This window comes from Streptomyces sp. NPDC056144, from assembly GCF_042264145.1.
Taxonomy (GTDB): Bacteria; Actinomycetota; Actinomycetes; order Streptomycetales; family Streptomycetaceae; genus Streptomyces.
In genome coordinates this window covers 548,435-573,960 of record NZ_JBHJVF010000005.1, presented here as the reverse complement: position 1 = coordinate 573,960, position 25,526 = coordinate 548,435, and the positions used below count along the sequence as shown (strand labels likewise).

The 25,526-nt window shown below is 74.1% G+C and carries 25 protein-coding genes, 1 other RNA gene and 1 pseudogene; 12 read left to right on the top strand and 15 right to left on the bottom strand.

All coding sequences use genetic code 11. From position 1 onward, the window contains the following. Nucleotides 1-7 precede the first annotated feature (7 nt). The 5 genes from ACFC0Z_RS19215 to ACFC0Z_RS19195 all read left to right on the top strand — a co-directional run bounded on the left by ACFC0Z_RS19215 (nt 8) and on the right by ACFC0Z_RS19195 (nt 3,151). Complete coding sequence (locus tag ACFC0Z_RS19215; RefSeq protein ID WP_376439082.1) at nt 8-1,015, top strand: Gfo/Idh/MocA family protein; 1,008 nt, start codon at nt 8-10, stop codon at nt 1,013-1,015. Nucleotides 1,016-1,052: 37 nt separating this feature from the next. Continuing rightward, entirely contained in the window at nt 1,053-1,796 is a 744-nt protein-coding gene (locus ACFC0Z_RS19210) for an SDR family oxidoreductase (RefSeq protein ID WP_376439079.1), read from the top strand. A 94-nt stretch (nt 1,797-1,890) separates the two neighbouring features. Next, nucleotides 1,891-2,346, top strand: a complete 456-nt coding sequence (locus tag ACFC0Z_RS19205) for a hypothetical protein (RefSeq protein ID WP_376439076.1) — start codon at nt 1,891-1,893, stop codon at nt 2,344-2,346. 71 nt (nt 2,347-2,417) lie between these two features. Continuing rightward, nucleotides 2,418-2,777, top strand: coding sequence for a YrdB family protein (locus ACFC0Z_RS19200; protein ID WP_376439073.1), 360 nt, complete (start codon nt 2,418-2,420; stop codon nt 2,775-2,777). A gap of 116 nt (nt 2,778-2,893) precedes the next feature. Then, entirely contained in the window at nt 2,894-3,151 is a 258-nt protein-coding gene (locus ACFC0Z_RS19195; RefSeq protein ID WP_376439070.1) for an acyl-CoA carboxylase epsilon subunit, read from the top strand. A 67-nt stretch (nt 3,152-3,218) separates the two neighbouring features. Here ACFC0Z_RS19195 and rnpB read toward each other — a convergent pair. Continuing rightward, nucleotides 3,219-3,617: RNase P RNA component class A (gene rnpB / locus ACFC0Z_RS19190), an RNA gene on the bottom strand. Between the two features lie 43 nt (nt 3,618-3,660). Then, on the bottom strand, nt 3,661-4,239 hold the full coding sequence (locus tag ACFC0Z_RS19185) for a Uma2 family endonuclease (RefSeq protein WP_376439067.1): 579 nt from the start codon (nt 4,237-4,239) through the stop codon (nt 3,661-3,663). Nucleotides 4,240-4,374: 135 nt separating this feature from the next. Between ACFC0Z_RS19185 and ACFC0Z_RS19180 the strand changes: the two genes are divergently transcribed. Both ACFC0Z_RS19180 and ACFC0Z_RS19175 read left to right on the top strand, forming a co-directional pair. Then, the gene (locus ACFC0Z_RS19180; protein WP_376439064.1) at nt 4,375-5,118 is read left to right on the top strand and encodes a MerR family DNA-binding transcriptional regulator; all 744 of its coding nucleotides are present in this window, start codon (nt 4,375-4,377) and stop codon (nt 5,116-5,118) included. Further along, nucleotides 5,115-5,996 carry a hypothetical protein gene (locus tag ACFC0Z_RS19175; protein WP_376439061.1) on the top strand — a complete coding sequence of 294 codons (882 nt, stop codon included), beginning with the start codon at nt 5,115-5,117 and terminating at the stop codon, nt 5,994-5,996. The genes ACFC0Z_RS19180 and ACFC0Z_RS19175 overlap by 4 nt, the downstream gene beginning before the upstream one ends. Here ACFC0Z_RS19175 and ACFC0Z_RS19170 read toward each other — a convergent pair. Then, nucleotides 5,941-7,383: an RNB domain-containing ribonuclease gene (locus ACFC0Z_RS19170; RefSeq protein WP_376439058.1), complete on the bottom strand. Its 1,443-nt coding sequence runs from the start codon at nt 7,381-7,383 to the stop codon at nt 5,941-5,943. The two genes, ACFC0Z_RS19175 and ACFC0Z_RS19170, sit on opposite strands and share 56 nt — an antisense overlap. A gap of 128 nt (nt 7,384-7,511) precedes the next feature. Between ACFC0Z_RS19170 and yaaA the strand changes: the two genes are divergently transcribed. Beyond that, complete coding sequence (gene yaaA / locus ACFC0Z_RS19165) at nt 7,512-8,279, top strand: peroxide stress protein YaaA (protein ID WP_376439056.1); 768 nt, start codon at nt 7,512-7,514, stop codon at nt 8,277-8,279. 108 nt (nt 8,280-8,387) lie between these two features. After that, nucleotides 8,388-9,032: a bifunctional 4-hydroxy-2-oxoglutarate aldolase/2-dehydro-3-deoxy-phosphogluconate aldolase gene (eda, locus tag ACFC0Z_RS19160; RefSeq protein ID WP_376439172.1), complete on the top strand. Its 645-nt coding sequence runs from the start codon at nt 8,388-8,390 to the stop codon at nt 9,030-9,032. On the opposite strand, the gene ACFC0Z_RS19155 is transcribed toward eda, so the two are convergent. From ACFC0Z_RS19155 to ACFC0Z_RS19130, 6 genes are all read right to left on the bottom strand, one after another. Continuing rightward, nucleotides 9,029-9,598, bottom strand: coding sequence for a DUF3592 domain-containing protein (locus ACFC0Z_RS19155; RefSeq protein ID WP_376439054.1), 570 nt, complete (start codon nt 9,596-9,598; stop codon nt 9,029-9,031). The two genes, eda and ACFC0Z_RS19155, sit on opposite strands and share 4 nt — an antisense overlap. Before the next feature lie 327 nt (nt 9,599-9,925). Then, complete coding sequence (locus ACFC0Z_RS19150) at nt 9,926-10,750, bottom strand: GNAT family N-acetyltransferase (RefSeq protein WP_376439052.1); 825 nt, start codon at nt 10,748-10,750, stop codon at nt 9,926-9,928. 63 nt (nt 10,751-10,813) lie between these two features. After that, the gene (locus tag ACFC0Z_RS19145) at nt 10,814-12,277 is read right to left on the bottom strand and encodes a bifunctional RNase H/acid phosphatase (RefSeq protein ID WP_376439049.1); all 1,464 of its coding nucleotides are present in this window, start codon (nt 12,275-12,277) and stop codon (nt 10,814-10,816) included. Further along, nucleotides 12,277-13,020, bottom strand: a complete 744-nt coding sequence (locus ACFC0Z_RS19140; protein ID WP_376439169.1) for a zinc ribbon domain-containing protein — start codon at nt 13,018-13,020, stop codon at nt 12,277-12,279. The genes ACFC0Z_RS19145 and ACFC0Z_RS19140 overlap by 1 nt, the downstream gene beginning before the upstream one ends. Then, nucleotides 13,017-13,835, bottom strand: coding sequence for a Nif3-like dinuclear metal center hexameric protein (locus tag ACFC0Z_RS19135; RefSeq protein WP_376439046.1), 819 nt, complete (start codon nt 13,833-13,835; stop codon nt 13,017-13,019). The genes ACFC0Z_RS19140 and ACFC0Z_RS19135 overlap by 4 nt, the downstream gene beginning before the upstream one ends. 53 nt (nt 13,836-13,888) lie before the next feature. After that, on the bottom strand, nt 13,889-14,944 hold the full coding sequence (locus ACFC0Z_RS19130) for an ABC transporter substrate-binding protein (protein ID WP_376439043.1): 1,056 nt from the start codon (nt 14,942-14,944) through the stop codon (nt 13,889-13,891). 220 nt (nt 14,945-15,164) lie between these two features. Between ACFC0Z_RS19130 and ACFC0Z_RS19125 the strand changes: the two genes are divergently transcribed. Next, a complete protein-coding gene (locus ACFC0Z_RS19125) occupies nt 15,165-16,382 on the top strand; it encodes a hypothetical protein (protein WP_376439040.1) in 1,218 nt (405 codons plus the stop codon). 49 nt (nt 16,383-16,431) lie between these two features. Continuing rightward, nucleotides 16,432-16,572: a hypothetical protein gene (locus ACFC0Z_RS19120; protein ID WP_376439038.1), complete on the top strand. Its 141-nt coding sequence runs from the start codon at nt 16,432-16,434 to the stop codon at nt 16,570-16,572. Between the two features lie 96 nt (nt 16,573-16,668). Here the strand turns inward: ACFC0Z_RS19120 and ACFC0Z_RS19115 are convergent, their stop codons facing one another. Genes ACFC0Z_RS19115 through ACFC0Z_RS19105 form a run of 3 tightly spaced genes read right to left on the bottom strand, consistent with a single transcriptional unit; the run spans nt 16,669 to nt 19,627 of the window. Beyond that, nucleotides 16,669-17,613, bottom strand: coding sequence for a 3-oxoacyl-ACP reductase (locus tag ACFC0Z_RS19115; RefSeq protein ID WP_376439035.1), 945 nt, complete (start codon nt 17,611-17,613; stop codon nt 16,669-16,671). 43 nt (nt 17,614-17,656) lie between these two features. Beyond that, nucleotides 17,657-18,733: a Zn-dependent alcohol dehydrogenase gene (locus ACFC0Z_RS19110; protein ID WP_376439032.1), complete on the bottom strand. Its 1,077-nt coding sequence runs from the start codon at nt 18,731-18,733 to the stop codon at nt 17,657-17,659. Nucleotides 18,734-18,772: 39 nt separating this feature from the next. Then, nucleotides 18,773-19,627 carry a MaoC/PaaZ C-terminal domain-containing protein gene (locus ACFC0Z_RS19105; protein ID WP_376439030.1) on the bottom strand — a complete coding sequence of 285 codons (855 nt, stop codon included), beginning with the start codon at nt 19,625-19,627 and terminating at the stop codon, nt 18,773-18,775. 369 nt (nt 19,628-19,996) lie between these two features. Between ACFC0Z_RS19105 and ACFC0Z_RS19100 the strand changes: the two are divergent. Further along, nucleotides 19,997-20,395, top strand: a pseudogene (locus tag ACFC0Z_RS19100) (response regulator); the annotation flags it as partial. 136 nt (nt 20,396-20,531) lie between these two features. Here ACFC0Z_RS19100 and ACFC0Z_RS19095 read toward each other — a convergent pair. The 3 genes from ACFC0Z_RS19095 to ACFC0Z_RS19085 form a co-directional block, all read right to left on the bottom strand. Then, nucleotides 20,532-21,986: an MFS transporter gene (locus tag ACFC0Z_RS19095; protein ID WP_376439027.1), complete on the bottom strand. Its 1,455-nt coding sequence runs from the start codon at nt 21,984-21,986 to the stop codon at nt 20,532-20,534. Between the two features lie 73 nt (nt 21,987-22,059). After that, the gene (locus tag ACFC0Z_RS19090) at nt 22,060-23,253 is read right to left on the bottom strand and encodes a lipid-transfer protein (protein ID WP_376439024.1); all 1,194 of its coding nucleotides are present in this window, start codon (nt 23,251-23,253) and stop codon (nt 22,060-22,062) included. 57 nt (nt 23,254-23,310) lie between these two features. Continuing rightward, entirely contained in the window at nt 23,311-25,485 is a 2,175-nt protein-coding gene (locus ACFC0Z_RS19085; protein WP_376439022.1) for an acyl-CoA dehydrogenase, read from the bottom strand. Between the last annotated feature and the right edge of the window lie 41 nt (nt 25,486-25,526).

Here is a 25,526-nt window from a genome sequence, read left to right as displayed (position 1 = left end):
TGGGGACATGAGTCAGAAGGTGCGCTGGGGAATCCTCGCGACCGGCGGTGTGGCCGAGCGGATGGCGACGGACCTGGCGACGCTCGACGGCGCCGAGACCGTCGCGGTGGCCTCCCGCACGGAGGCCTCCGCGAAGGCCTTCGCGGACAGGTTCGGGATACCGCGGGCGTACGGGGACTGGGCCGGGCTCGTCGCCGACCCCGAGGTCGACGTGGTGTACGTCGCGACCCCGCACCACGCCCACCGCGAGGCGGCCGGCCTCGCCCTGGAGGCGGGGAAGGCGGTGCTCTGCGAGAAGTCCCTCACCCTCAACGCCGGACAGGCCGAGGAGCTCGTCGCCCTCGCCCGGGACCGCGGCCTCTTCCTCATGGAGGCCATGTGGATGTACTGCAACCCGCTGGTCCTCCGGCTCGCGGAGCTCGTGCGCGGCGGGGCGATCGGCGAGGTCCGCACGGTCCAGGCGGACTTCGGCCTCCCCGGCCCCTTCGCCGCCGACCACCGGCTGCGCGACCCCGCCGTGGGCGGCGGCGCGCTGCTCGACCTCGGGGTCTACCCGGTGTCCTTCGCGCACCTGCTGCTCGGCGAGCCCTCCTCCGTACAGGCCCACGCGCTGCTCTCGCCGGAGGGCGTCGACCTGAACACGGGCATGCTGCTCGGCTGGGAGTCGGGCGCCTCGGCGCTGCTGTCCTGCTCGCTCGTCGCCGACACCCCGCTGACGGCGTCCGTGACGGGCACGGAGGGCCGGATCGACATCCCGCGCGGCTTCTTCTTCCCCGAGCGCTTCGTCCTGCACCGGCCCGGCCGGGAGCCGGAGGAGTTCACGGCCACGGACGACCCGCACTCCTTCCGGCACGAGGCCGCCGAGGTCGTGCGGGCCCTGCGCGCGGGCGACACCGAGTCGCCGCTCGTCCCGCTCGACGGCTCGCTCGCGGTGATGCGGACACTCGACGCGGTACGGGAGCGGATCGGCGTCCGCTACCCCTCCGAGCAGGCTGTTCACGTCTCGGACAGGTGATTTCCCCCCGCACCCGTCTCGCGTACGCTCCCCGCCCATGAGCATCGCAGTGGTGACCGGAGCGGGTTCGGGGATCGGCCGGAGTGTGGCGCTGGCGCTGGCGGCGGCGGGCTGGTCGGTGGCGCTCGCCGGGCGCCGGGCGGCGGCCCTGGAGGAGACGGCCGCGCTCGCGCCGGACGGCGACTTCCTGTGCGTGCCCACCGACGTCACGTCGGCGGCGGAGGTCGCGGCCCTCTTCTCGACGGTCCGCGACCGCCACGGCCGCGTGGACCTCCTCTTCAACAACGCGGGGACGTTCGCCGGCGGCGGCACCCCCGTCGAGGACCTGGACCCGGAGACCTGGCGCGCGGTCGTCGACGTCAACCTGACGGGCGCCTTCCTCTGCGCGCAGGCCGCCTTCCGGACGATGAAGGAGCAGGACCCGCAGGGCGGCCGGATCATCAACAACGGCTCGATCTCCGCGCACGTGCCGCGCCCGCACTCGATCGCGTACACGGCGACGAAGCACGCGATGACGGGCCTCACGAAGTCCCTGTCGCTCGACGGCCGCCCGTACCGGATCGCCTGCGGCCAGCTCGACATCGGCAACGCGGCCACGGAGATGACGGCCCGTATGCAGACCGGCATCCTCCAGGCCAACGGGCAGCTGGCGGCGGAGCCGGTGATGGACGCGGCGGACGTGGCGGCCACGGTGGTCCACATGGCGGCGCTGCCGCTGGAGGCGAACGTGCAGTTCGCGACGGTGATGGCGACGGCCATGCCGTACATCGGCCGGGGGTAGCGTCCCGCCCGGCGCGCGTGTTCAGTGGCCCGGCCCGTCCCCGTACGGGCAGGATCGGCGCACATGTCCGCGTTCGCTACGTACGGGAGGCTCGATGTCCGACATCGTCAAGGTCGTGAAGCTGTACGCGAAGGGGGCACCGGTCGGTGTCCTCGACGGCCGGGTGGTCGGCCTCCTCACCCACCGGGAACAGGCCGTGGAGTGGGCGGTCGGCGAGGCCGACGGAGGGTTCCGGTTCACCGCGAAGGGCACCGAGGACACGATCGTCGCGGAGACCGCCCCCCTCTCCGAGGGCACCGGGCGCGCCCCGGTGGCCGTCCGCCCCGACGACTCCCCCGCCTCCGTCTGGCGCCTCCAGCGCGTGGAGCCGGACGGCGGCGTCCGGACGATCGCCGGCCTCGACGACCTCGACGCCGGCCTCTACGTCATCGACCAGAACGGCCTGCCCCTGGGCCGCGACCTCTTCGAGGACCGCTCCCTGCTCCCGAAGCCCGTCGTCCTCCGCACGGACGAGCGCGAGCCGCAGTGGCGGGTGGAAATCCTGGCCTGACGGGTCCACGACAGGCCAGGATGGGCGGCACCCCCACACACCGCCGCCCGCCCCTCCCCTGGAGTCCCGTCGTGCTCGCGTCCCTCAAAGCCGTCAACATGCTGGTGATGTTCCTGCTGGAGCTCGCGGTGTACGCCGCGTCGGTCCTGTGGGGCGTCCACACCGGCGACACATGGCCGGTGAAACTCCTCCTCGGCGTCGGCGCGCCCGCCGTCCTCATCGCCGTGTGGGCCCTGTTCGGCTCCCCGAAGGCCCGTCACCCGGCGCGCCGGGCGGGCCGTTTCGTCCTCGAAGTGCTGTGGTTCGGCAGCTCCGCGGCGGCGCTCGCGGCGACGGGGAGAACGGGATGGGCGGCGGCGTTCGCGGCGGTCTTCGTGGTGAACGGGGTCCTCCGGATCCTCTGGAAGCAGCTTCCGGAGTCGGCCGTCTGACCCGCGCGCCCCCCTAAGGGGCTTGTCCGGCCCTCCGGCCCGGGACTAGGTCTGGCTTCCCGTCCCTCCCGACCTGCCCGACCTTCCCGTCCCGTACGCACAGGAGGCCACCGCCCATGCCCGCATCGACGCCCTTCCCGCTGCCGCCGCACCCGACGGAGTCCACCGCCGCCCCCGTCCGCCCCGTACGGATCCTCAACGGCAACCCGACCCCGGAGGAGGTCGCCGCGGTCACCGCCGCACTCCTGGCGAGCCTCCAGCAGGAACCCCCACGGCGCACCACCCCGCGCCCCGACCGCACGGCCGCCCGCTGGAGCCGCCCGCCCGCCGCCAGGGCGGCGGGCTCCTGGCGCGCGGTCCCCGGCGACCACTGACCCCGGACAACCGGCCCCGGACACGCGAAAAGGGCCCCTGGTCAGGGGCCCTTTCCCAAGCGAAGGGCAGACGAGTCGGGCTGTACGCCGGGTTCTGTACCCCGGGACCTCGCGGTCGTCGGGGCGACGGCCATCCATCTACGACCGGCGTTGCCACCGGCCTCCTGCGGTCTACCCGCGGACTCGGGCGAGCAGCCCTCGAACATCCGCGCAGGGACACCGAGGTGTCCCCTCTTGACCTTGCTCCGAGTGGGGTTTACCTAGCCGCCTGAGTCACCTCAGGCGCTGGTGGTCTCTTACACCACCGTTTCACCCTTACCGAGGGCCGAAGCTCCCGGCGGTCTGTTTTCTGTGGCACTGTCCCGCGGGTCACCCCGGGTGGCCGTTAGCCACCACCCTGCTCTGTGGAGCCCGGACGTTCCTCGGGAAGATCCGAGGATCTCCACGCGGCCGCCCGCCCGGCTCGTCTGCCGTACGGCCATGCTACCTGCCGATCCACGATGCGTGATTCAGAGGAAGTCGGCCGTCTCCAGGTCGAAGGCGAAGGGGGCGGGGAGGGTGAGTGCCTTGCCGAAGGGCACCCCGTGGAGCTCGCGGTAGTCGCCGTTCTCGGGGTCGGTGAAGAGCGTCACCGTGGACGTGTCCCGGTCGACCAGGAGGTAGAGAGGGATGCCGCCACGGGCATAGCAGCGGCGCTTGACGTCGCGGTCGGCGTTCGGCCGCCTGGAGGTCACCTCCAGGACCATCGTCACCCCGGCGCACGGCATCCACGGCTCCGCTCCTCGGTACAGGCGCTGAGCCAGCGGTGCGAACGTGCCGTCCGGGATGACGTGATCTCTTGGGGCGCCAGGCGTCTCCTTCAGCGTCAGGCCCTTGTTTCCCGCGAACTGCATCTCGGTCTGCGACCGCCGGTACACCTGCCCGACGATCAGTCCGATGTAGTCCTCGTGGTCCCCGTCCGGCGGCGGCGCCACGACGATCTCCCCTTCGATCAGCTCCGCCCGGAAGCCCTCCGGCGTGTCCAGCGCCAGAAAGCCCTCCAGCAGGCCGTCGGCCTGCGTGAGTGGTGCGTGCGGCATGGCAGTCATGTCGTGATCGTCGGACATCGAGGCACCCGCCGTCCCTGTGATCGGGGTCGTTCCCCCGATCGTGGCACAAGATCGGGGGACGGCGCCGGAGCCCTCGCTTGACCTTGTCGCAACGTCAGGGTTTCTACTGGCCCCATGCGTATCGGCGAGATCGCCGCACTCGTCGGGGTCACCCCCCGGGCCGTGCGGCACTACCACCAGGCGGGGCTGCTGCCCGAGCCGCCGCGGCTGGCCAACGGGTACCGGGAGTACGGGGTCAGGGACGCCGTGCTGCTCGCGCGGATCCGGCGGCTCGCCGAGCTCGGGCTCGGGCTCGACGAGGTGCGCGGGGTGCTCGCGGACGACGCGGGGCGGGGGCTCGTGGAGGTCCTCGACGAGCTGGACGAGGACCTGCGGCGGCAGGAGGCCGTCATCCGGGAGCGGCGCGCGCGGCTCGCCCCGCTGCTCGTCGAGGCCCGTGCCGGGCGGCTGCCCGCCGACGGGCCCGTGTCGCCCGAGCTCGCCGCGCTGCTCGCGGGGCTCGGCGAGCTCTCCGAGTCGCCGATGGCCGCGAAGGACCGGGAGATCCTCGCCCTCCTCGACACCGTCGTCCCCGAGGACGAGCGCGTCGAGCTGATGCGGCTGATGCGGGACGTCTCGGGGAGCGCGACGGAGCTGTACGCGCTCCTCGACGCCCTCGCCTACACCCCGCCCGACGACCCCCGGGTGGACGAGGCCGCCCGGGCCCTCGCCGCCGTCCTTCCCGACGCCCTGGCGGTCGAGCTTCCCCCGGAGGGCTCCGGCGGGCTCGCCGAGGCCTTCTTCGCCGACCTGGCCCCCGCCCAGTCCGCCGCCGTGCGGCGCGCCCTCGCCCTCGTGGCGGAGAGGAGACACCGGTGACCGTGACCTCCCGCGGCCCCCTCCTGAAGGGGCTTCGTGCCGTCGCCTACGCCGCCCTGCCCGCCGAGCTCGTGCTCTTCGTCTGCCTGCTCGCGGGGGTGCGCGTACCCGCCGCCGTGCTGCTCGCCGGGGAGGCGGTCGTCCTCGGGCTGCTGCTCGTCGAGGCGACCGTCTTCCTCCGGCTCCGGCGGCGCGGGCTCTCCGCCCGTCAGGCGCTCGGCGAGCTCGTGCCCGAGAACGTGCTCCGCCTCGTCGGGCACGAGCTGCGGCTCATGACGAGCCTCGGCCGGTGGGTCGCCCGGCGGCCGCACGGGGTCGGGGGCGCCGACCGGGTGTTCCCGCACGCCCGCGACCAGGCCGCCCTGATGTACGGCTTCGCGTTCGTGTGCCTCGTCGAGACGGTCGGCATGTCGTACCTGCTCTCCGACTGGCCGGCCGTGCACGCCGTCGTCCTCGTCCTCGACGTCTACACCGTGCTCTTCGTCCTCGGCCTCCACGCGGCCTCCGTGACCCGCCCGCACACGCTCACCGGCGACGTCCTGCGGCTGCGGCAGGCGGCGCACGTCGACGTCCTCGTACCGCTCCGGCTGGTCTCGGCCGTCCGTCACGAGTCGCTGTTCACGCACGAGAAGGCGGAGGGCGAGCTGAACCTCGCCGTCGGGTCCCAGACGACGGTCACGATCGAGCTGGCCGAGCCCGTCGACGCGCCCCGGCTGCTCGGCGCGCCCCGGCCCGTGTCCCTGGTCCGGGTGCACGCCGACGACCCGCGGACGCTCGTACGCGCTCTGCGAGACGCCCTCGCACGGGACCACGCACCGGACCTCACGCCGGGGCGAACAGCACCTTCGCCGACCCCGGGTCCGCCTCCGCGAGCCTGACCCGCACCCACTCCCCCAGCGGCAGCCGCGCCTCGCCGCCCGCGATCCGGGCGACGACCGCCGGGTCGTCCAGGTGGACCGTGCCGACGGCCGGTTCGCGCTCCTTCACGTCGATCACGTACGCGTCGAAGATCTCGCCGACCCGGTCCCGCAGCAGCGCCGCCTCCACGATGTCGACGCTCTCGCGCTCGACGGTGTTGGCCCGGCGGGAGCCCGCCGCCATCTCGTCGGGGAGGGCGGGCAGCGCGGCCCGTACCCACTCGGGCGGTTCGTCGCCCGCGACGGCCGCGACGCAGAGCTCGCCCGCGTACCGGTCGACGAGCCGCCGCAGCGGCGCGGTGCAGTGCGTGTACTCGTCGGCGACGGCCGCGTGGACGGCCGGGCTGGGCACGTGCCCGTCGGTGAAGACCGTGTACCCGGCGCCGCGCAGGAGGGTCGTGCACTCCTGGAGGAAGGCCGCGTGGCGCGGATTGGCGGGGTCGGCGTGGCGGACGACGTCGGCGTACGAGACGTGGTGCGGCCATTCGACGCCGAGGGCCTGCGCGGAGCGGCGGAGCCGGGCGACCGCGCCGTCGGGGGCCGTGGGGAGGGTGCGCAGGATGCCGGTCCCGGCGGCGGTCATGAGGTCGGCGGCGGCCATGCCGGTGAGGAGCGAGATCTGCGCGTTCCAGCCCTCGGCGGGCAGGGGCGCCCGGTACGCGAGGGAGTAGGTGTGGTCCCGCTCGACGATCTCCTGCTCGGGGACGCTGAGCGAGATCCCGCCGCGCTCGGCTTCGAGGGCCTCGCGGAGGCGGCCGATCTCGCGGAGCAGCGCGAGCGGCTCCTCGGCGGTGCCGTCGTCGATCCGCCGCTGCACGCCCGCGTAGTCGAGCTTGGCGCGGCTGCGGACGAGGGCCCGGCGCAGGTCGGTGGCGACCCGCCGGCCCTCGGCGTCGAGGTCGATCCGCCAGAGGAGGGCGGGCCGGGTCTCGCCGGGGAGGAGGCTGGCGGCGCCCTCGGAGAGGACGGCGGGGTGGAGGGGGACCTTCTCGTCGGGGAAGTAGAGGGTGAGGACCCGCCGGTGGGCCTCGGCGTCGAGCGCGGATCCGGGGGCGACGAAGGCGGCGACGTCGGCGATGGCGTAGTGCACGCGGTAGCCGCCGTCGGCCCTGCGGGCCAGGTGCATGGCCTGGTCGAGGTCGGTGGAGGTCGGCGGGTCGATGGTGACGAAGGGGAGGTCGGTGGCGTCGTGCGCGGGGAGGCGGGGGTTCTTCGCGGCGGCCTCGGCCTCGGCGAGGACGGCCGGCGGGAAGGCGTCGGGGATCGCGAGCTCGGTACGCAGTGCGCGCAGGGCGGCCCGCAGCGGAGCCTCGGCTGCGCCGGTCACGTGGATGTGGCGGCGGGGCATGGACCCGAGCGTAGGGGGGCGGGCGGGGCTCGGCATGTCGTACGGGTACGGGGACGGCCCCTCCCCCTTTGTACGCTGGACTGCCGGGGCCGCACCCCCACCCCCGTACCGTACGAAGGAGAACCACCGTGCTCGTGCTGTTGCCGCCCTCCGAAGGCAAGGCCTCCTCGGGGCGCGGGGCGCCGCTCAAGCCGGAGTCGCTGTCCCTGCCGGGGCTCGCGGACGCGCGCGCGGCGGTCCTGGACGAGCTGGTCGAGCTGTGCGCCGCCGACGAGGAGAAGGCGCGCGAGGTCCTCGGCCTGAGCGAGGGGCTGCGCGGCGAGGTCGCGAAGAACGTCGAGCTGCGGACGGCCGGGGCGCGCCCGGCGGGCGAGATCTACACGGGTGTCCTGTACGACGCGCTGGGTCTGGAGACCCTGGACGCGGCGGCGCGGAAGCGGGCCGGTGACTCGCTGCTCGTCTTCTCGGGCCTGTGGGGCGCGGTGAAGGTGACCGACCGGATTCCGTCGTACCGCTGCTCGATGGGGGTCAAGCTGCCGGGGCTCGGCGCGCTCGGCGCGCACTGGCGGGGCGCGATGGTCTCCGTGCTGCCGGAGGCGGCGGGTGACGGGCTCGTCCTGGACCTGCGCTCGTCGGCGTACGCCTCGGCGTGGAAGCCGAAGGGCGAGGTGGCGGCGCGGACGGCGACCGTGCGGGTGCTGCACGCGCCGACCCGGAAGGTCGTCAGCCACTTCAACAAGGCGACGAAGGGCCGGATCGTCCGGAGCCTCCTGGAGGCGGGCGCGGTGCCGGGGTCGCCGGAGGAGCTGGTCGTGGCGCTGCGGGATCTCGGGTACGTGGTGGAGGAGACCGGCAAGGCGGGGGCGCTCGACGTGCTGGTGGACGAGATCCACTGACCTGACGGACCGCCCGTTGCACGGTGTGCAACGGGCGTTGCGGGGTGCGTGCGACGTCGGCAGGATGACGGCATGACGAGCCCGGATGACGGCATGACGGACGACGGCATGACGGACCTGGCGCCGCCGCCCCCGACGAGTGTGTTCGGCCTGTCCTCGGCCCCCGTCGTGCCCGTCGTGGTGCTCGACGACCTCGCCGACGCCGTCCCCCTCGCCCGCGCCCTCGTCGCCGGCGGACTGCCGCTCGTCGAGGTCACCCTCCGCACCCCCGTCGCGCTCGACGCGGTCCGGGCGATCTCCGCCGAGGTGCCGGGCGCGGTCGTCGGCGCGGGGACGGTCGTCTCGGCGTCCGGGGTCGCGGACGCGGTCCGGGCCGGGGCCCGGTTCCTGGTCAGCCCCGGGTGGACCGAGGGACTGCTCGGCGCGATGCGGGACTCGGGGCTGCCGTTCCTGCCGGGCGTCTCAACGGCCTCGGAGGTCGTCGCCCTCCTCGAACGCGGGGTGGAGGAGATGAAGTTCTTCCCGGCCGAGGCGGCCGGCGGCGTCCCCTACCTGAAGTCCCTCGCGGGCCCGCTCCCCCGGGCACGCTTCTGCCCGACCGGCGGCATCACCCGCGCCTCGGCCCCCGCCTACCTGTCCCTGCCGAACGTCGGCCGCGTCGGCGGTACGTGGATGGTGCCGCCCGACGCCCTCGCGGCCCGCGACTGGGCACGGGTGGAGGCGCTGGCGCGGGGGGCGGCGGAGCTGGCCTAGTTCGCGAGAAGGCTCGTGTTCATCAGGACCGCGAAGAGGCCGAGGGCCGGCGGGGGCAGGCAGGACAGGCCCAGGACGAGGCTGCGGACGGTGAACCCGGCGGTCGGCGGGACGCCGGCGCGGCGCGGGTCGGCGGAGTCGTGGAGGATCTCCGTCGTCGTGGCGACGCGGATGTCCCATCCGGCGGAGACGACCGAGGTCACACGCTCGAAGCGGCGGCCGTCGGCGGTGGTGTACGTGAGGTACGGGAAGACCCGGCTGTGGCCGCCCTTGGACCAGATCCGGAGGTAGCCGTCGACCTCGGCGACGACCCCGATCCCCCGGGTACGGAGGATGCGGACGTTCCGGAAGCGCCGGGCGACCCGCCAGAGGCCCACGGCTCCGACGGCGAAGAGCACGCCGCCGACGGTCAGGGACACGGCGGCCTGGGCGGCGGTGCGGGGGCCGGTGGCGCCGACGGCCGCGAGGGCGCCGACGTAGAGGCAGACGAGAAAACCGATCAGGACGGCCCGGGAGCCCTTCTCGCCGCTGGACGGCGGGGCGGCGGGCGGGCGTTCGACGGTCACCAGGGCGTGGCCGTCCTCGGCGGGCCCGACTCCGGCGAGGGAGGTCCGGAGGTGGTCGGCGAAGGCGGTGGCGGCGTGCGGGTTGGGGCCGGGCAGGACGACGGTCGCGCCGAGCCCGTGCCGGGCCCGGGACGCGTCGGGGCCCGAGATCGCGATCCGTACGCCGCCGTCCGCGGTCCCCGCGCGTACGCGATGGCCTGAAGCGGGACCGTCCAGGTCGTTCCGTCGCGGACGACGGTCAGACGGGCCCCGTTGAACCGCGCCTGGGTTCCTCTGCCTGACAACGCGCCTTCCACTGCCCAGCCCTCCCCTTGGGTCCGGCGACGATCATAGGTTCGACGACGACGGCCCGAACTCCACACCCAGGTGGTCGGTCACCGGGCGGTAGCCGAGCCGCTGGTACAGGGCGTTGCTGGTGGGGTTGGCGAGGTCCGTGAAAAGGAGGACGTGGGCGACGCCGGCGTCCAGGGCGGCGCGGCTCACGGCCTCGGTGGCCCCCGCCGCGTACCCCCGGCCGCGCTCGGCGGGCGGGGTGTAGACGAGGTGCACGCGGGCCTGACCCTCGATCGCCCGGGAGACGGCGGCCATCGAGACGGGGCGGCCGTCGGGCGCCTCCCACAGCCAGAGGCGGCCGTCGGTGATCCGGTCGGTGACGAAGCCCGTGTAGTCCTCGGCGGGCTCGTCGCCGATGGCGAGCGCGAACTCCCGGGTCCAGCCGGTGAGGAGCGGCAGGTCGGCGGCGACGGCCCGGCGGGCGCGGCCGGCCGGGGCCGGGTGGGGCGGGGTGAGCTCACCGAGGCGGAAGAGCCGCATGCGGACAGTGGGACGCCAGCGCCGCCCGGTGGCCTCGGCATGCGCCTCCGCGTACGCCTCGACGGCCGCGGTCTCCCCCCGTACGGCCTTGGGCTCCTCCCCCGCGGGCAGGACGAGGGCGCGGGCGGCCGCCACGGTCACGGCGCCGAACGCGGGAACGCGCGGCGGGGACACCGCGAGCACCCCGGTGACCCGGCCGTCGGCCTCGGTCCACCAGCCGAGCCGCCCGGCGGAACCCATGAGGGTCAGGACGGCCGTGTTACGGGTCGCCTCGGAGGCGAGCAGCTCGGCGGCGGCGGTCCGGAAGGCGTCGGCGTCCTCGGTGAAGGTCCAGGTCATGGAGCCGATGGTGGTACGGGCCGGGGGGCGGGGTCCACCGGTTTAGGGGCTCCCGGTTCCCGGTCAGCGCAGGTGGGAGGTGTCGTTGAGGAGCCGCACCGAGGCGTTCCCGTCGGCGTAGTAGGCCACGGCCGAGATCGACGCGGCCGACAGCTCCATGCGGAACAGGGCCTCCGGCGGGGCGCCGAGGGCGAGCCGGACGAGGGTCTTGATCGGGGTGACGTGGGTGACGAGGAGGACCGTCCGGCCCGCGTACGCGGCGGTCAGCCGGTCACGGGCGGCGGAGACGCGCCGGGTGACGGCCGCGAAGCTCTCGCCGCCGCCGGTCGGCGCGGCCTTCGGGGAGGCCAGCCAGGCGTCGAGGTCCGCCGGGTACCGCTCGCGGACCTCGCCGAAGGTGAGCCCCTCCCAGGCGCCGAAGTCCGTCTCGCGCAGCCCGCGCTCGATCCGGACGTCGAGCCCGAGCCGGGCGGCGACGGCGGCGGCGGTCTGGCGGCAGCGGGTGAGCGGCGAGCTCACGATCTCCTGGACCGTCCCGCGCGCCGCCAACGCCTCGGCCACGGCCTCGGCCTGCCGGAGCCCGGCCGCCGACAGCTCGGGATCGGTCCCGCCACTGCCCGAGAACCGCTTCTCGGGCGTGAGCGCGGTCTCCCCGTGCCGGAGCAGCACGAAGGTCGCGGGCGCGCCCATGTCGGGGGCGGTCCAGCCCTGGCGGGGGGCGGCGGGGGCGGTGGCCTCGCCGGAGGCGGCGGCGGGGCCGGCCGTCTCCGGCTGCGGCTCCGGCTGCGCCTGCGAGGCGGCAGCGTCGGTCGGCGTCTCGGCCTCGCCGGACGTGGGCGTCACGGCCTCCGCCGTGAACAGGCCGTCGTCATCCTGCGGATGAGGGGCCGTCGTCGGCCAGGCTCCCGTGCCTGTTCCCGTGCCGGTGCCGGTGGCCGTACCGGCGGGGGCGGTCGGCGTCCCGGAGGGCGTACCCGCCAGCGCCGCGCGTGCCCGCGCCGCGCCCGCTGCCGCGTCGCCGGGCGGGCCCGACGGGGGCGGGGCGGCCGCGTTGCGGGCCGCCGAGGCGTCGAGGGCGGCCGTCGACGCGGACGGTTCCCACTGGCGGCCGCGCTTGCCCGCGTCCATCGCCTCGTTGGCGAGCCGGTCCGCGTGCTTGTTCAGTTCGCGCGGGATCCACTCGTACCGGACGCGGCCCGCCGGGAAGACCCGGCCCGCCTCGGCCGCGAGGGGCTTCATGTCCGGGTGCTTGATCTTCCAGCGCCCGGACATCTGCTCGACGACGAGCTTGGAGTCCATGCGGACGTGGATCCTGGCGTCGGGGAAGAGCGCCAGGGCCGCCTTGAGACCGGCGACCAGGCCCTTGTACTCGGCGACGTTGTTCGTCGCCACGCCGATGTACTCGGCCGCCTCCGCGAGCGTCTCGCCCGTCACCGGGTCCAGGACCACGGCGCCGTAACCGGCGGGCCCCGGGTTGCCCCGGGAGCCGCCGTCCGCCTCGACGATCAGCTCGCGTGAAGAGGTCATTACAGGCCGGACTCCGCGGTGCGGACGAGGATGCGGCTGCAGTTCTCGCAGCGGACGACCTTGTCGGGCGCGGCGGCGCGGATCTCGTTCACCTCGGTGATGTCGAGCTCCAGGCGGCAGCCCTCGCAGCGGCGCTGCTGGAGCCGGGCCGCGCCGATGCCGCCCTGCTTCTCGCGCAGGCGGTCGTACAGCTTGAGCAGGTCCTCGGGGAGCGGGCCGGCGACGACCTCGCGCTCCTTGGTGACGGTGGCGGCCTCGGCGTCCAGCTCGGCCGTCGCGGCGTCGCGGCGGGCGGTGGCGTCGTCGACCTTGGCCTGGACGGCCTCGACGCGGCCGGAGAGCTCGGTCACGCGCTCCTGCGCGGACTCGCGGCGCTCCATGACCTCCAGGACGACCTCTTCCAGGTCGCCCTGGCGCTTGGCGAGGGAGACGATCTCGCGCTGGAGGTTCTCCAGGTCCTTCGGGGAGGAGACGGCGCCGGAGTCGAGCCGCTGCTGGTCGCGGGCGGCGCGCTGGCGGACCTGGTCGACGTCCTGCTCGGCCTTGGTCTGCTCGCGGCCGCAGTCGCTCTCCTCGGTCTGCGCGGCGACGAGCAGGTCGCGCAGCTGGGTGAGGTCCTTGGTCAGCGACTCGATCTCGGCGTGCTCGGGCAGCGACTTGCGCTTGTGGGCGAGCTGCTGGAGTCGTACGTCCAGGCCCTGGACGTCGAGGAGGCGGATCTGGTCGGCGGGCGCGGCGTTCAGTTGGGGGCTCCAGGGGAGGTGTGGTGGGAGGACCAGGGGTCGGTGACCGTCTTCGAGACGTGGACGCGGAGGCCCCAGCCGTGACGGTCGGAAATCTCGTCGAGCTGGGCGGCGGCCTGCTCGCACCAGGGCCATTCGGTGGCCCAGTGGGCGGCGTCGACCAGCCCGAGCGGCAACTGCTGGGTCGCCTCGGAGACCGGGTGGTGGCGCAGGTCGGCGGTGAGGTAGGCGTCCACTCCGGCGGCCCGTACGGCTCCGAAGAGGCTGTCGCCGGAGCCGCCGCTGACGGCGACGCGGCGGACGGTCATGCCGGGGTCGCCCGCGACCCGGATGCCCTGCGCGGTGGACGGCAGCCGCTTCGCGGCACGGGCGGCGAACTCCGCGAGGGTCTCGGGCCGGTCGAGCTCGCAGATGCGGCCGAGGTTGTTCTCGGGCACGAGGGGGCCGACGACCCGGAGGTCCAGCGCGCCGGCGAGGGCGTCGGAGACGCCGGGGTCGGCGGTGTCGGCGTTGGTGTGCGCGACGTGGAGGGCGATGTCGTTCTTGATCAGTCCGTGGACGACACGGCCCTTGAAGTGGCCGGCCGAGACCGTCGTCGTACCGCGCAGGTAGAGCGGGTGGTGGGTGACGAGGAGGTCCGCGCCGAGGGCGATCGCCTCGTCGGCGATCTCCTGGACGGGGTCGACCGCGAAGAGGACGCGGCTGATCTCCGCGTCGGGATCGCCGCAGACGGTGCCGACGGCGTCCCAGGACTCGGCGCGCTCTGGCGGCCAGAGGGCGTCGAGCTCGGCGATGACTTCAGACAGACGGGGCACGAGGGAAAGGCTACCTGCCCCCTCGCGCCCTGCAGTCCGGGCGTACTCGGCGGTTACTTCTTGACGAGGTCGGCGCGCAGGTCGTCGAGGACGCTGTTCGCGGCCGTGACGCCGAGGCCGAGGTACCAGGTCTCGTCCGGGACGTCCTTGGCCTGGCCGTTCTTGACTGCGGTCAGGTTCTTCCAGAGCGGGTTGGCCTGGGCGGCGCTCTTCTTGGTGGCCTTGGCGTCGCCGTACACGCCGGTGAAGATCCAGTCGGCGTCGGCCTCGTCGATCTTCTCGGGGCTGATCTCGGCGGCGAGCTCGTTCACCTGCTGGTTCTTGGGGCGGGGCAGACCGGCGTCCTCGAGGATCGTGCCGATGAACGACGCCTTCGCGTACAGGCGGATCTTGCCGGGGAGGTAGCGGACCATGGAGATGGTCGGCTTGTCCGCGCCGATGTCCGTGCCGAGCTGCTTGGCCTTCGTCTCGTACGCGGCGAGCTTCTCCTTCGCCTCGGCGGTCTTGTCGAGCGCGGCGGCGTTGAGGAGGTAGTTCTCCTTCCAGGTGAAGCCCGGGCGGATGGAGAAGACGGTGGGCGCGATCTGCGACAGCTCGTCGTACTTGTCGGCGGCGCGGAGCTGGCTGCCGAGGATGAGGTCCGGCTCCAGGTTGGCGATGGCCTCGAGGTTGAGGTTGTTGATGGTGCCGATGGACTTCGGGTTGCCGGCGTCCTTGGCGAGGTAGCCGGGGATGCCGTCGTCGCCCTCGGAGGGGGCGTAGCCGACGGGCTTGATGCCGAGGGAGACGACGTTGTCGAGCTCGCCGACGTCGAGGACGACGACCCGCTTGGGCGCGGCCTTGAGTTCGGTCGTGCCGAGGGCGTGGGTGAGGGTGCGCGGGAACTGGCCGGCCTTGGCGTCGGTGCCCATGGCCGCGGTCTTGGCGGCGGCGTCGCCGAAGTCCTTGCCGCCGGTGGCGACGTCCTTCTTCTTGGCCGCGTCCCCCTGGGCGCCCTGGCTCTCCTTGGCGGAGGCGTCGGATCCGCTGTCCCCTCCTCCGCAGGCCGCGAGCGAGAGCGCGGCGGCGAGGGCGACGACGGTGGCGGTACCGCGGCGGCGGAAGGACATGAGACGGCTCTCCTGGTACGGGGACGGCGGCACGACCTGACGGAGCCACAGGCTCCGCTTAGGTTCGCCTAACCTTACTCACCACCGGTCACTCCAGCACAGCCGCCCCCTCCCCCGCGGCCGAACCCGGCGACGACCACCCTTATGTGTGAAGTGACCGGGCTCGTGTTGTTCGGCAGGAAGTGCGAAAACTAGCTTCGGGGCCGGAGGTGACGAGTCGATGACAGCGTGTGCCATCGAGACCGCGGCCGAGGACGAGGGCCGCGACGGGGAGGGCGACGGCCGCGGGAGCCGGGGCCTCGACGGCCCGGCCGGGTTCACCATCACGGCCAGCGGATTCACCATCACGGCCAACGGCGCCTACGCGGCGCGCCTCGCGGGCGCCGGGGACGCCCTGTACGTGGAGCGGTGGACGCTCGACGGCCCGGAGCCGTACGCCGTCCCGCTCCCCCTCGGCCAGCCGGAGGAGCCCGGCACCCAGGTGCTCCCCCTCGCCGACGGCCGGGTCCTGGTCGCCCGCCGCGTCGACGGCCGGCGGAGCACGTTCTCGCTGCTCTACCCGACGGGACCGGAGACCGGCGAGCTCCAGCTCGGCGCCGTGGAGGCGCCCGGCTCCGAGCGGCTCGTCCTGCTGCCGCCCTCGCCCGACGGCATCTGCGCGTACGCGATGTGCGTCGGCCCCGACACGACCACCCTGTGGCTGGTGGCGGGCGGCGCGTTCGGCCCGGAGCGGGTCGCCGAGGTGAAGGGGCACTGCTCGGGCGCGGTGTGGCTGGACCGTACGGGCCGGATGCTGGCGCTCGACCGGCGGCTCGACGACGGGCCGGTGAAGGCCGTCGCCGTCGATCTGGAGCGGGGTGGCGAGGTCACGCCACTGCTCCAGATCACCGAGGAGAGCGACGACCGGCTGCTGCTCGCCGACCCCGACAGCGGGCTGCTCCTGATCCGCTCCGACGCGCCCTCGCCGGGGCGGGAGCGGCTGGGCTGGGGGGTGCTCGGGAGCCTGCTGCCGGTGCGGTTCCCGGAGTGCCTGCGCCTCGACGACGCGGAGGTGACGCCCTTCGCCGTGCAGCCGGGGCAGGTGCTGATGCCGGAGAGCTGCTCGGTGGCGCTGCGGATCGACGCGGGCGGCGGGAGCTGGGTGGGGACCTGGGAACCCTCGTCGCGCCGCCTGGTGCAGGCGGCGGCGCCGGTGGGATGGCTGGCGGGGGCCGGGCTGTGGACGGCGGAGGGCGTGCTGCGGCTGGCGCACGTGACGGCGGAGACGCCCTGCGGGCTCACGGAGCTGGAGGTCCCGCCCGAGCCGGAGCCGGAGCCGGAACCGGGATCCGTTGTGGTGGGGGAATCCGGCGTCGCGGGCGAATCCGACGAGCCCCGGGTGTGCCGGCCGGTCCCTTTGCAGCAGGCTCCCCTGACGGACCGTAAACCGGCTGGCTAGACTCACGGGCCGCACAGCAAGACCGATTTGTACGGGGTGAGTTCCAGCGGTGAGTTCCAGCAAGGCGGAAACAAGCACGGAGGGCCGGGAGTCGGGCGGCTCCGGAAAGCACCGCGGCGAGGCCTCGGCGGCGGAGGACTCCGCGTCCTCGCCGCACGGCCGCCACCGCCGCGAGCCCGACGAGCGGTGACCGGAATCAGTGACGCGCGACGGTGAAGGGCCCCGGGTCTCCCCGGGGCCCTTCACCGTTCCCCACCGTGTCCCCCCGGACCGGTGCGCCTACCGCTCAGCCCTTCTTGAGGCCGAGCACCTCCGCCGCGGCGAAGGTCTCGCCCGCCGGGCGGGACGCGTAGTGCGGCGTGAGGAGCCCGTCGAGCTCCTCGTACGTGAACGCCTCCTTGGACGTGTCGAACTTGGCCGACACCTTCGGCCGGTCCACGACCGCGACCATCCCGCCGTGGACGACCAGCAGTTGCCCGTTGACGCCGGCCGCCGCCGGGGAGGCGAGGTAGCCGACGAGCGGCGCCACGTGCTCCGGGGACAGCGGGTCGAGCTCGCCCTCGCCGGCGGGCTCGGCGAAGCCGGCGAAGACGTCCTCGGTCATACGGGTACGGGCCCGCGGGCAGATGGCGTTGGCGGTCACCCCGTACCGGGAGAGCGCGAGCGCCGAGGAGGTCGTGAGGCCGACGATGCCGCCCTTGGCCGCCGCGTAGTTCGGCTGTCCGGCCGAACCGGCGAGGAAGGCCTCGGACGAGGTGTTGACGATCCGGCCGTAGACGCCGGTCTCCCCCGCCTTGGAGCGGCCCCGCCAGTGCACGGCGGCGAAGTGGGTGGTGTTGAAGTGGCCCTTGAGGTGGACCCGGATGACCGAGTCCCACTCGTCCTCGCTCATCGAGAAGACCATCCGGTCGCGGAGGATGCCCGCGTTGTTGACCAGGATGTCCAGCTTCCCGAACTCGCTCACCGCCAGGTCGACCAGGCCGCGGGCCGACTCGAAGTCGGAGACGTCGCCGAGGTGGGCGACCGCCCGCCCGCCGGCCGCGCGGATCTCCGCGGCGACCTCCTCGGCGGGCGCGGCGGAGGCGTCGCCGGAGCCGTCGCGTCCCGGCTGGCCGTAGTCGTTGACGACGACGGCCGCGCCGAGCCGGGCGAGTTCGAGCGCCTCGGCGCGGCCGAGACCGCGCCCGGCGCCGGTGACGACGGCGCTCAGCCCCTCAAGAGGGAGTGACATGGGGAAAGGTCCTCTCAGAACTCTCGGAACTCTCGGAAGGCGGTCAGATCTCGATGCAGGTTCGGAGGGCGACGCCGGTCCGCATCTGCTCGATGGCCTCGTTGATGCCGGCCAGCGGGACCCGGTGGGTGATGAGCGACTCCAGGTCGATGCGGCCGGCCCGCCAGAGCGCGATGGTCCGCTCGTACGAGGTGAGGACGTCCCCGCCGCCGTACATGGAGGGGAGGATCCGCTTCTCGTCGAAGAACAGCTCGAACATGTTGAGCTGGAGGAAGTCGTCGAGGGCGCCGGCGCCGACGACGCAGAGGGTGCCGCCGCGGCGGGTCGTCTCGTACGCGGTGCGGGCGGTGGCGGACTTGCCGACGACCTCGAAGACGTAGTCGAAGCCCTCGCCGCCGGTGATCCGCTGCTTGGCGTCGGCGAGCGCGTCGGGGGCGACGGCCTCGGTGGCGCCGAAGCGGAGGGCGGCCTCGCGGCGGGACTCGACGGGGTCGACGGCGATGATCTGGGCGGCGCCCTGGAGCTTGGCGCCCTGGATGGCGGAGATGCCGACGCCGCCGCAGCCGATGACGGCGACCGAGGAACCGGCCTTCACCTGGGCGGTGTTGATCGCCGCCCCGAGTCCGGTGGTCACGCCGCAGCCGATGAGGGCGGCGATGTCGAAGGGGACGTCGTCGGGGATGGGGACGGCACAGCCCGCGGGGACGACGACCTCCTCGGTGAAGGTGCCGGTGCCGGCGAAGCCGAAGACGTCGCCGCCGGGGCGCTTGAAGTTGGGGACTCCGGCGTTGAAGAAGCCGGCCAGACAGAGCTGGGTCTGGCCGCGCTTGCAGGCGGCGCAGGTGCCGCAGGCGGGCAGCCAGCAGAGCAGGACGCGCTGGCCGGGGGTGAGCCCGGTGACGCCCTCGCCGACGTCGAGGATCTCGCCGGCGCCCTCGTGGCCCGGGATGAAGGGGGCGGGCTGCGGGAGGATGCCGCTCATGGCGGAGACGTCGGAGTGGCAGAGGCCGGTGGCCCGCACCCGGATCTTCACCTTGCCGGGCCCGAAGCCCACGGCCTCGACGTCGTCGAGGACCTCCAGTTTGTCCTGGCCGATCTCGTGCAGTACGGCTGCGCGCATGGTGCGGCTCCCCTCGGGCGGTTCTCAGGCGGACGCGGATCAGGAGTGTTCGACGACGGTGTCGGCGAGGACGGTCGCGTCCTCGCGCTCGACGGCGGTGACCGTCACCTGTACGCGGCCCTCCTCCGCCCACATCCGGACGCGGAGGGTCTCGCCGGGGAAGACGATCCCGGCGAAGCGCGTGCGGTACGAGCGGACGCGGGTGACGTCCCCGTCGAGGAGGGTGTCGACGACGGCCTTGAGGGCCATGCCGTACGAGCACAGGCCGTGCAGGATCGGCCGGTCGAAGCCGGCGAGCTTGGCGAACTCGGGGTCGGCGTGGAGCGGGTTCCAGTCGCCCGAGAGCCGGTAGAGCAGGGCCTGCTCCTCGCGGATCGGCCGCTCGACGGTGGCGTCGGGCTGCCGTTCGGGCAGCGGGAGCCGCTCGGAGGGCCCCCGGTCGCCGCCCCAGCCGCCCTCTCCCCGTACGAAGATCTGGGCGTCGTTCGTCCACAGCGGCCCGTCGTCGTCGGAGGCCTCGGTGCGCAGGACGAGGACGGCGGCCTTGCCCTTGTCGTACACGGCGGCGACCCGGGAGGTGGAGACGGCCCGGCCGCTGACGGGCAGCGGCCGGTGGAGGGTCACGGACTGGCCGCCGTGCAGGACGGCGGCCAGGTCGATGTCGACACCGGGGGCGGACAGCCCGCCGGCCACCGCCATCCCGGCGCCCGCGACGGTGGCGAAGCTCGGCAGCACGTGGAGCCGGGACTCCAGGGTGTAGCGGAGCTCGTCGGGGTCGGTCGCGGGCACGCCGGCGCCGAGCCCCAGGTGGTAGAGCTGGACGTCCTTGTGGTCCCAGGAGATCTCGGCGCTGCGGGGTTCGGCGGCGACGGCCTTGGCGGGGTCGATCGGCATCGGGCTGCTGCTCCTCGTGGGCGAGAGTTCCTGGGGCACGGAGAAGGCACGGAAGAGGCACGGAAGAGACGCGGTAAAGACCTCGGCGCGACCGTCCGCACCGTCGGTCGCACCGAGGCCGCGCGGGGACCGTCCCGGAAACGCGGCCGTTCTAGAACGCGTTCTAGGTCGGTGGATCCCATGTATAGCCGAGGCGCGGGGAGTTGGGAACCCTTCCGGAGGTCTTGAACTGACGGAACGTCAGACGTGGGCTCGTCGCCGATTCTCCCGCGCGCGCCGCGCGAGCGGACCACCCCCGCAGGCCGCACTCTGGACGGGGATCCCGCCGCTCGGGCGGATCCCCGGCCCGTACGAGGGGGAGTCCACGGAATGATCAGAGTCCTGCTGGCCGAGGACCAGGGCATGACGCGCGGCGCGCTCGCGCTGCTGCTCGGGATGGAGCACGACATCGAGGTCGTGGCGCAGGTGGGGCGCGGGGACGAGATCGTCGACGCGGCGCACCTCGCGCGGCCCGACGTGGCGCTGCTCGACATCGAGCTGCCGGGGCGCTCGGGGCTCGACGCGGCGGCGGACCTGCGCGACGAGGTGCCGGACTGCCGGGTCCTGATCCTGACGACCTTCGGCCGCCCCGGCTGTCTGCGCCGCGCGATGGAGGCGGGCGCGGTCGGCTTCCTCGTCAAGGACGGCCCGGTCGAGGAGCTCGCGGAGGCCGTGCGGATGGCCTTGCGCGGGGAGACCGTCGTCGACCCGGCGCTCGCCGCGGCGGCGGACGTCACCGACCTGCCCGGACGGCCCTCCGCCGGGCCGGGAGCGGCGGACTGATCTTCGAACTCCGGGCGTCCGTGCGTTTCCGCGCCGTACTACGACCGATCCCTGCCGTTCCGGTCGGAGTACGGCGCGGCTTTCAGTCCGCCCGTCGGGCCTGCTTCGGCAGGCGGAGTGCCATGTAGGCCGCCGCCACGACGAGGATGCCGGTCGCCACGCGGAAGGCCGTCGCGTAGCCGGGGACCAGGTCGCCCGCGTGGGCCGCCGACGCCGAGGCCGCGACCGTCGACAGGACCGCGAGGCCGAGCGCTCCGCCCATCGTGCGGGAGGTGTTGACGAGGCCCGAGACCAGGCCCGCGTCGCCGGGGGCCGCGCCGCTCGTGGCGAGGGTGGCGAGCGGGGTCGTGGCCAGGCCCAGGCCCAGCATCATGAGGATGCCGGGGCCGAGGATCGTGCGGACGAAGGTGCCGTCGGCGGTCAGCGTCGACTGCCAGGCGAAGCCCGCCGCGCCGATGAGCGCGCCGGCCACGGCGACGTTCCGGGCGCCGAGCGTCCGCATGAGGCGCGGGGCCGCCTTGGAGCCGAGGATCACGCTGAGCGAGCTCGGGACGAGCGCCAGGCCCGCCTGGAGCGGGGTGTAGCCGAGCACGTTCTGCGCGTACACCGTCATGAAGAACCACATGCCGAAGGAGGTCGAGCCGCACAGCAGGATCGCCACGTTGGCGGCCGTGACCGCGCGGTTGCGGAAGATCGAGAGCGGCATCAGCGGGGACTCGGCGCGGGCCTCCACCGCGACGAAGGCGGCCAGGAGGACGAGACCTCCCAGGAGCGTGAGGAGGACGGACGGGTCGGTCCAGGACGTCTCCTCGGTGCGCCCGATCCCGTACGCCAGGGTCGCCAGGCCCACGGTGACGAGGACGGCCCCCGGCAGGTCGAGGCGGCGGCCCGTGCCCTTGCCGGTCTCGCGGAGGAAGAGCGCGGCGGCGACGAGGACGACGACGCCGACGGGGATGTTGATGAGGAGGACCCAGCGCCAGGAGAGCAGGTCCACGAGCACCCCGCCGACGAGGCCGCCCGCCGCGCCGCCGGCCGCGCCGACAGCCGCCCAGGTGCCGATCGCCCGGGTGCGGGCCGGGCCGGCCGGGACCGCGCCGGTGATGAGGGTCAGCGTCGCCGGTGACAGGAAGGCGGCGCCGAGGCCCTGCACCGCCCGCGCGCCGATCAGGTACGGCCCCGACGGCGCGAGCCCGCCGACGACCGAGGCCGCCGTGAAGAGCCCGAGCCCGAGCAGGAACACCGCCTTCCGCCCGTACAGGTCGGCCGCCCTGCCGCCGAACAGCATGAAGCCCGCGAAGGCGACGGCGTACGCGTTCAGGACCCACTGGAGGCCGAGCGGCGACAGTCCGAGGTCCGTGCGCATCGAGGGCAGGGCGACGTTCACGACGGAGACGTCGAGGACGACGAGGAACTGGCCCGCGCAGGCGGTCGCGACGATCAGCCAGGGGCGGAGGGGGCGGGAGGGGGACGTGCGGGGCGGTGCGCCCGTGGCGGATTCGGCTGAGTCGGTGGCGTCGGTCTGCGGCATGCGTGTCATGGTCGCAGACCGCCCACGACCCGTACATCGGGATATCGCCCTAGGCACTCCCCCGTTCCCCCGGGGCCCGGACCTAGGGCTTGCGCAGGAGCGTCACCACCGCCGCCCCGCCCAGGCCGATGTTGTGCGCGAGCCCGATCCGCGCCCCCGACACCTGCCTCGGTCCCGCCTCGCCCCGCAGCTGCCACACCAGCTCCGCCGTCTGCGCCAGGCCGGTCGCGCCGAGCGGGTGGCCCTTGGAGATGAGGCCGCCGGAGGGGTTCACGACCCAGCGGCCGCCGTAGGTCGTCGCGCCGGACTCGACGAGCTTGCCCGAGGCGCCCTCCGCGCACATGCCGAGCGCCTCGTACGTCAGCAGCTCGTTGATGGAGAAGCAGTCGTGGAGCTCGATGACGTCCACGTCCTCGATGCCGATCCCGGAGCGCTCGTACGCGAGACGGGCCGCCTCCCGCGACATGGGGCGGCCGACGGCGTCGATGCAGGAGCCCGAGGAGAAGGAGTCGTCGGTGTCGGTGGTCATCGCCTGGCCGGCGATCTCCACCGCCCTCCCCCGCAGCCCGAACTCCTCGACGAACCGCTCGGAGACGACGAGCACCGCCGCCGCGCCGTCAGAGGTCGGCGAGCACTGGAGCTTGGTGAGCGGCCGGTGGACGGTCTTGGCGGCGAGGATCTCGTCGACCGTGTAGACGTCCTGGAACTGGGCGTTGGGGTTGTTCGCCGAGTGCTGGTGGTTCTTGGCGCCGACGGCGGCGAGCTGCACCTCCGTCGTCCCGTACCGCTCCATGTGCTCCCGGGCCGCGTTGCCGAAGATCTGGGCGGTGGGCGGGGACATCTCGAAGCCGTGGGCGGCGGCCATGATCCCGTAGTGCCGGGCGACCGGGGAGGTCTTGAAGTCGCCCGCGCCCGCGCCGCCGCCGAGCGCGCCCTTGCTCATCTTCTCGAAGCCGAGGGCGAGGACGCAGTCGGCGATGCCGCCCTCGACGAACTGCCGGGCGGTCATGAGGGCGGTGGAGCCGGTCGCGCAGTTGTTGTTGAGGTTGTAGACGGGGATGCCGGTGAGCCCGAGCTCGTACACGGCCCGCTGGCCTGCGGTGGAGGCCTGGAAGCAGTAGCCGACGACGGCCTGTTCCACGCTTCCGTACGGGACGCCGGCGTCGGCGAGGGCGGCGGTGCCGGCCTCCTTCGCCATGTCCCAGTACTGCCAGTCCCGGGTCTCCGGCTTCTCGAACTTCGTCATCCCGACGCCGACGACGTACGCCTTGCCCATGGGTCGAAACCCCCCTCGGTCTCGTGGAATCAGTCTCGTGGAATCAGTCTCGTGGAATCAGTCTCGCGGCAGGCCGAGCAGGCGCTCGGCCACGACGTTCAGCTGTACTTGGGTGGTGCCGCCCGCGATGGTCAGGCACCGCGACATCAGGACCCCGTGCAGGGCCCGTTCGCCCGCCGCCTCCCGCACGGCCCCGTCCGGGCCGAGGAGTTCGAGCGTCAGCTCGGCGACCTTCTGCTGGTGGAGGGTCTGGACGAGCTTGCGGACGGAGGCGCCCGCGCCCGGTTCGAGGCCGGAGACCTGGAGCAGGGTGGTGCGCAGGCCGATGCAGGCGAGGGCGTGGGCCTCGGCGAGGAGACCCCCGATCCGTACGCGGGTGGCGCCGTCCGCCTGTTCCGCGCGCTCGATGAGGGCTTCGAGCCCGCTGTCGAAGACGACCTGGTCGGCCATGTGGACGCGCTCGTTGCCGAGGGTGTTGCGGGCGACCCGCCAGCCGTCGTTCACCTCGCCGACGACGGCGTCGGCGGGCAGGACGGCACCGTCGAACCAGACCTCGTTGAAGAGGGAGTCGCCGGTGATCTCCTTGAGCGGCCGGATGTCGATCCCCGGGGTGTTCCTCATGTCGACGAGGAAGTAGGTGAGCCCCTTGTGCTTGGGGGCGGCCGGGTCGGTGCGGGCGAGGAGGATGCCGTAGTGGGCCCACTGGGCGGCGCTCGTCCACACCTTCTGTCCGGTGATCCGCCAGCTCCCGTCCTCGGCGCGCTCGGCGCGGGTCCGGAGGGAGGCGAGGTCGGATCCGGCCTCGGGCTCGGAGAAGAGCTGGCACCAGAGGCGTTCGCCGCGCAGGGTCGGCGCGAGGTGCTCGGCCTGCTGGGCGGGGGTGCCGTGGGCGAGGAGGGAGGGCACGATCCAGGCGCCGATGCCGAGCCCGGGGATGCTGATCCCGGCCTCCTCCAGCTCCTTCTGCACGGCGAGTTGCTGGAGCGGGCCCGCGCCGAGGCCGTACGGCTCCGGGAGGTGCGGGGCCGCGTAGCCGGTGGGGGCGAGGGCGCGCCGGGCGGCGGCCGGGTCGAGTCCGGCGGCGGGGGCGACGGCCTCGCGGGCGGCGGCGCGGTACGGGTCGGCCTCGGGCGGCAGGTCGAGGCGGAGACCGCGCCGGGCGCCGTCGGCGGCGTGCCGGAGGGCGGCGAGGCGGTGGTGGTCGCCGGTGCCGAGGAGCTGGCGGGCGACGAGGGCGCGGCGCAGCAGCAGGTGGGCGTCGTGCTCCCAGGTGAAGCCGATGCCGCCGAGGATCTGGATGCAGTCCTTGGCGCAGGTGAAGGCGGCGTCGAGGGCGGTGGCGGCGGCGAGGGCGGCGGTGAGGGAGCGGGCGGGGTCGCGGGTGGCCCGGGCCGCGTCCCAGGCGAGGGCGCGGGCCTGTTCGAGCCGGACGAGCATGTCGGCGCAGAGGTGCTTGACGCCCTGGAACTGTCCGATGGGGCGGCCGAACTGCTCGCGGGTGCGGGCGTGTTCGGCGGCGGTGTCGACGGCGCGGGCGGCGGTGCCGCAGGCGTCGGCGGCGAGGAGGACGGCGGCGAGGTCGCGCACGAGGCCGGGTTCGAGGGCGAGTTCGCGGCCGGCGGGGACGTGCGCCGCGCGGGCGGTGACCTCGGCGGTGGGCCGGGTCGGGTCGGCGCTCTCGTGGGGCCGTACGGTCAGCCCCTCGGCGTCGGCGGTGTCCACGGCGAGCCAGACGGAGCCGTCGGCGGTGGCGGCGCGGAGGAGGAGCAGGTCGGCCTGGGCGCCGCCGAGGACGGGCGGGGCGAGGCCGTCGAGCAGGTAGCCGCCGTCGGCGCGGACGGCGGTGAGGGTGCCGGTGCCGCCGAGGGCGACGGCGGCGATCCGCTCGCCGCCGGCGATCGCGGCGACGAGCTCCTCCTGGCCGCCGGCCCGGTGCAGGATCTCGGCGGCGAGGACGGAGCCGAGGTACGGCCCCGGCAGCAGCGCCCGTGCGGCCTCCTCCACGACGACGACGAGGTCCCCCAGGTCGCCGCCCCCGCCTCCGTACTCCTCGGGCAGGTGCAGTCCGAGGAGCCCTTGCCCGACGGCCGCGTCCCAGTACGCGGGCCGCCCGGCGGCGGTACCGGGGACGTCGAGGTGTTTGCGTACCTCCTCGGGCGGTACGGCCCGGGCGAGCCAGCCCCGGACGGATCGGCCGAGCTCCCGCTGTTCGTGCGTGATGGCGATGCCCATGCGGCGCAGACTAGAACACGTTCCATTCCGACGGAAGAGCT

What these genes read in the sequence shown, in the direction of transcription:
- ACFC0Z_RS19125 (WP_376439040.1), top strand. Translation starts at nt 15,165, where the DNA reads ATGACAGCGTGTGCCATCGAGACCGCGGCCGAGGACGAGGGCCGCGAC.
- ACFC0Z_RS19215 (WP_376439082.1), top strand. Translation starts at nt 8, where the DNA reads ATGAGTCAGAAGGTGCGCTGGGGAATCCTCGCGACCGGCGGTGTGGCC.
- ACFC0Z_RS19210 (WP_376439079.1), top strand. Translation starts at nt 1,053, where the DNA reads ATGAGCATCGCAGTGGTGACCGGAGCGGGTTCGGGGATCGGCCGGAGT.
- ACFC0Z_RS19205 (WP_376439076.1), top strand. Translation starts at nt 1,891, where the DNA reads ATGTCCGACATCGTCAAGGTCGTGAAGCTGTACGCGAAGGGGGCACCG.
- ACFC0Z_RS19145 (WP_376439049.1), bottom strand. Translation starts at nt 12,277, where the DNA reads ATGACCTCTTCACGCGAGCTGATCGTCGAGGCGGACGGCGGCTCCCGG.
- ACFC0Z_RS19185 (WP_376439067.1), bottom strand. Translation starts at nt 4,239, where the DNA reads ATGACTGCCATGCCGCACGCACCACTCACGCAGGCCGACGGCCTGCTG.
- ACFC0Z_RS19090 (WP_376439024.1), bottom strand. Translation starts at nt 23,253, where the DNA reads ATGGGCAAGGCGTACGTCGTCGGCGTCGGGATGACGAAGTTCGAGAAG.
- ACFC0Z_RS19195 (WP_376439070.1), top strand. Translation starts at nt 2,894, where the DNA reads ATGCCCGCATCGACGCCCTTCCCGCTGCCGCCGCACCCGACGGAGTCC.
- ACFC0Z_RS19105 (WP_376439030.1), bottom strand. Translation starts at nt 19,627, where the DNA reads ATGCCGATCGACCCCGCCAAGGCCGTCGCCGCCGAACCCCGCAGCGCC.
- ACFC0Z_RS19095 (WP_376439027.1), bottom strand. Translation starts at nt 21,986, where the DNA reads ATGACACGCATGCCGCAGACCGACGCCACCGACTCAGCCGAATCCGCC.
- ACFC0Z_RS19170 (WP_376439058.1), bottom strand. Translation starts at nt 7,383, where the DNA reads ATGCCCCGCCGCCACATCCACGTGACCGGCGCAGCCGAGGCTCCGCTG.
- ACFC0Z_RS19150 (WP_376439052.1), bottom strand. Translation starts at nt 10,750, where the DNA reads ATGACCTGGACCTTCACCGAGGACGCCGACGCCTTCCGGACCGCCGCC.
- ACFC0Z_RS19110 (WP_376439032.1), bottom strand. Translation starts at nt 18,733, where the DNA reads ATGCGCGCAGCCGTACTGCACGAGATCGGCCAGGACAAACTGGAGGTC.
- ACFC0Z_RS19130 (WP_376439043.1), bottom strand. Translation starts at nt 14,944, where the DNA reads ATGTCCTTCCGCCGCCGCGGTACCGCCACCGTCGTCGCCCTCGCCGCC.
- ACFC0Z_RS19085 (WP_376439022.1), bottom strand. Translation starts at nt 25,485, where the DNA reads ATGGGCATCGCCATCACGCACGAACAGCGGGAGCTCGGCCGATCCGTC.
- ACFC0Z_RS19180 (WP_376439064.1), top strand. Translation starts at nt 4,375, where the DNA reads ATGCGTATCGGCGAGATCGCCGCACTCGTCGGGGTCACCCCCCGGGCC.
- ACFC0Z_RS19115 (WP_376439035.1), bottom strand. Translation starts at nt 17,613, where the DNA reads ATGTCACTCCCTCTTGAGGGGCTGAGCGCCGTCGTCACCGGCGCCGGG.
- eda (WP_376439172.1), top strand. Translation starts at nt 8,388, where the DNA reads ATGACGGACCTGGCGCCGCCGCCCCCGACGAGTGTGTTCGGCCTGTCC.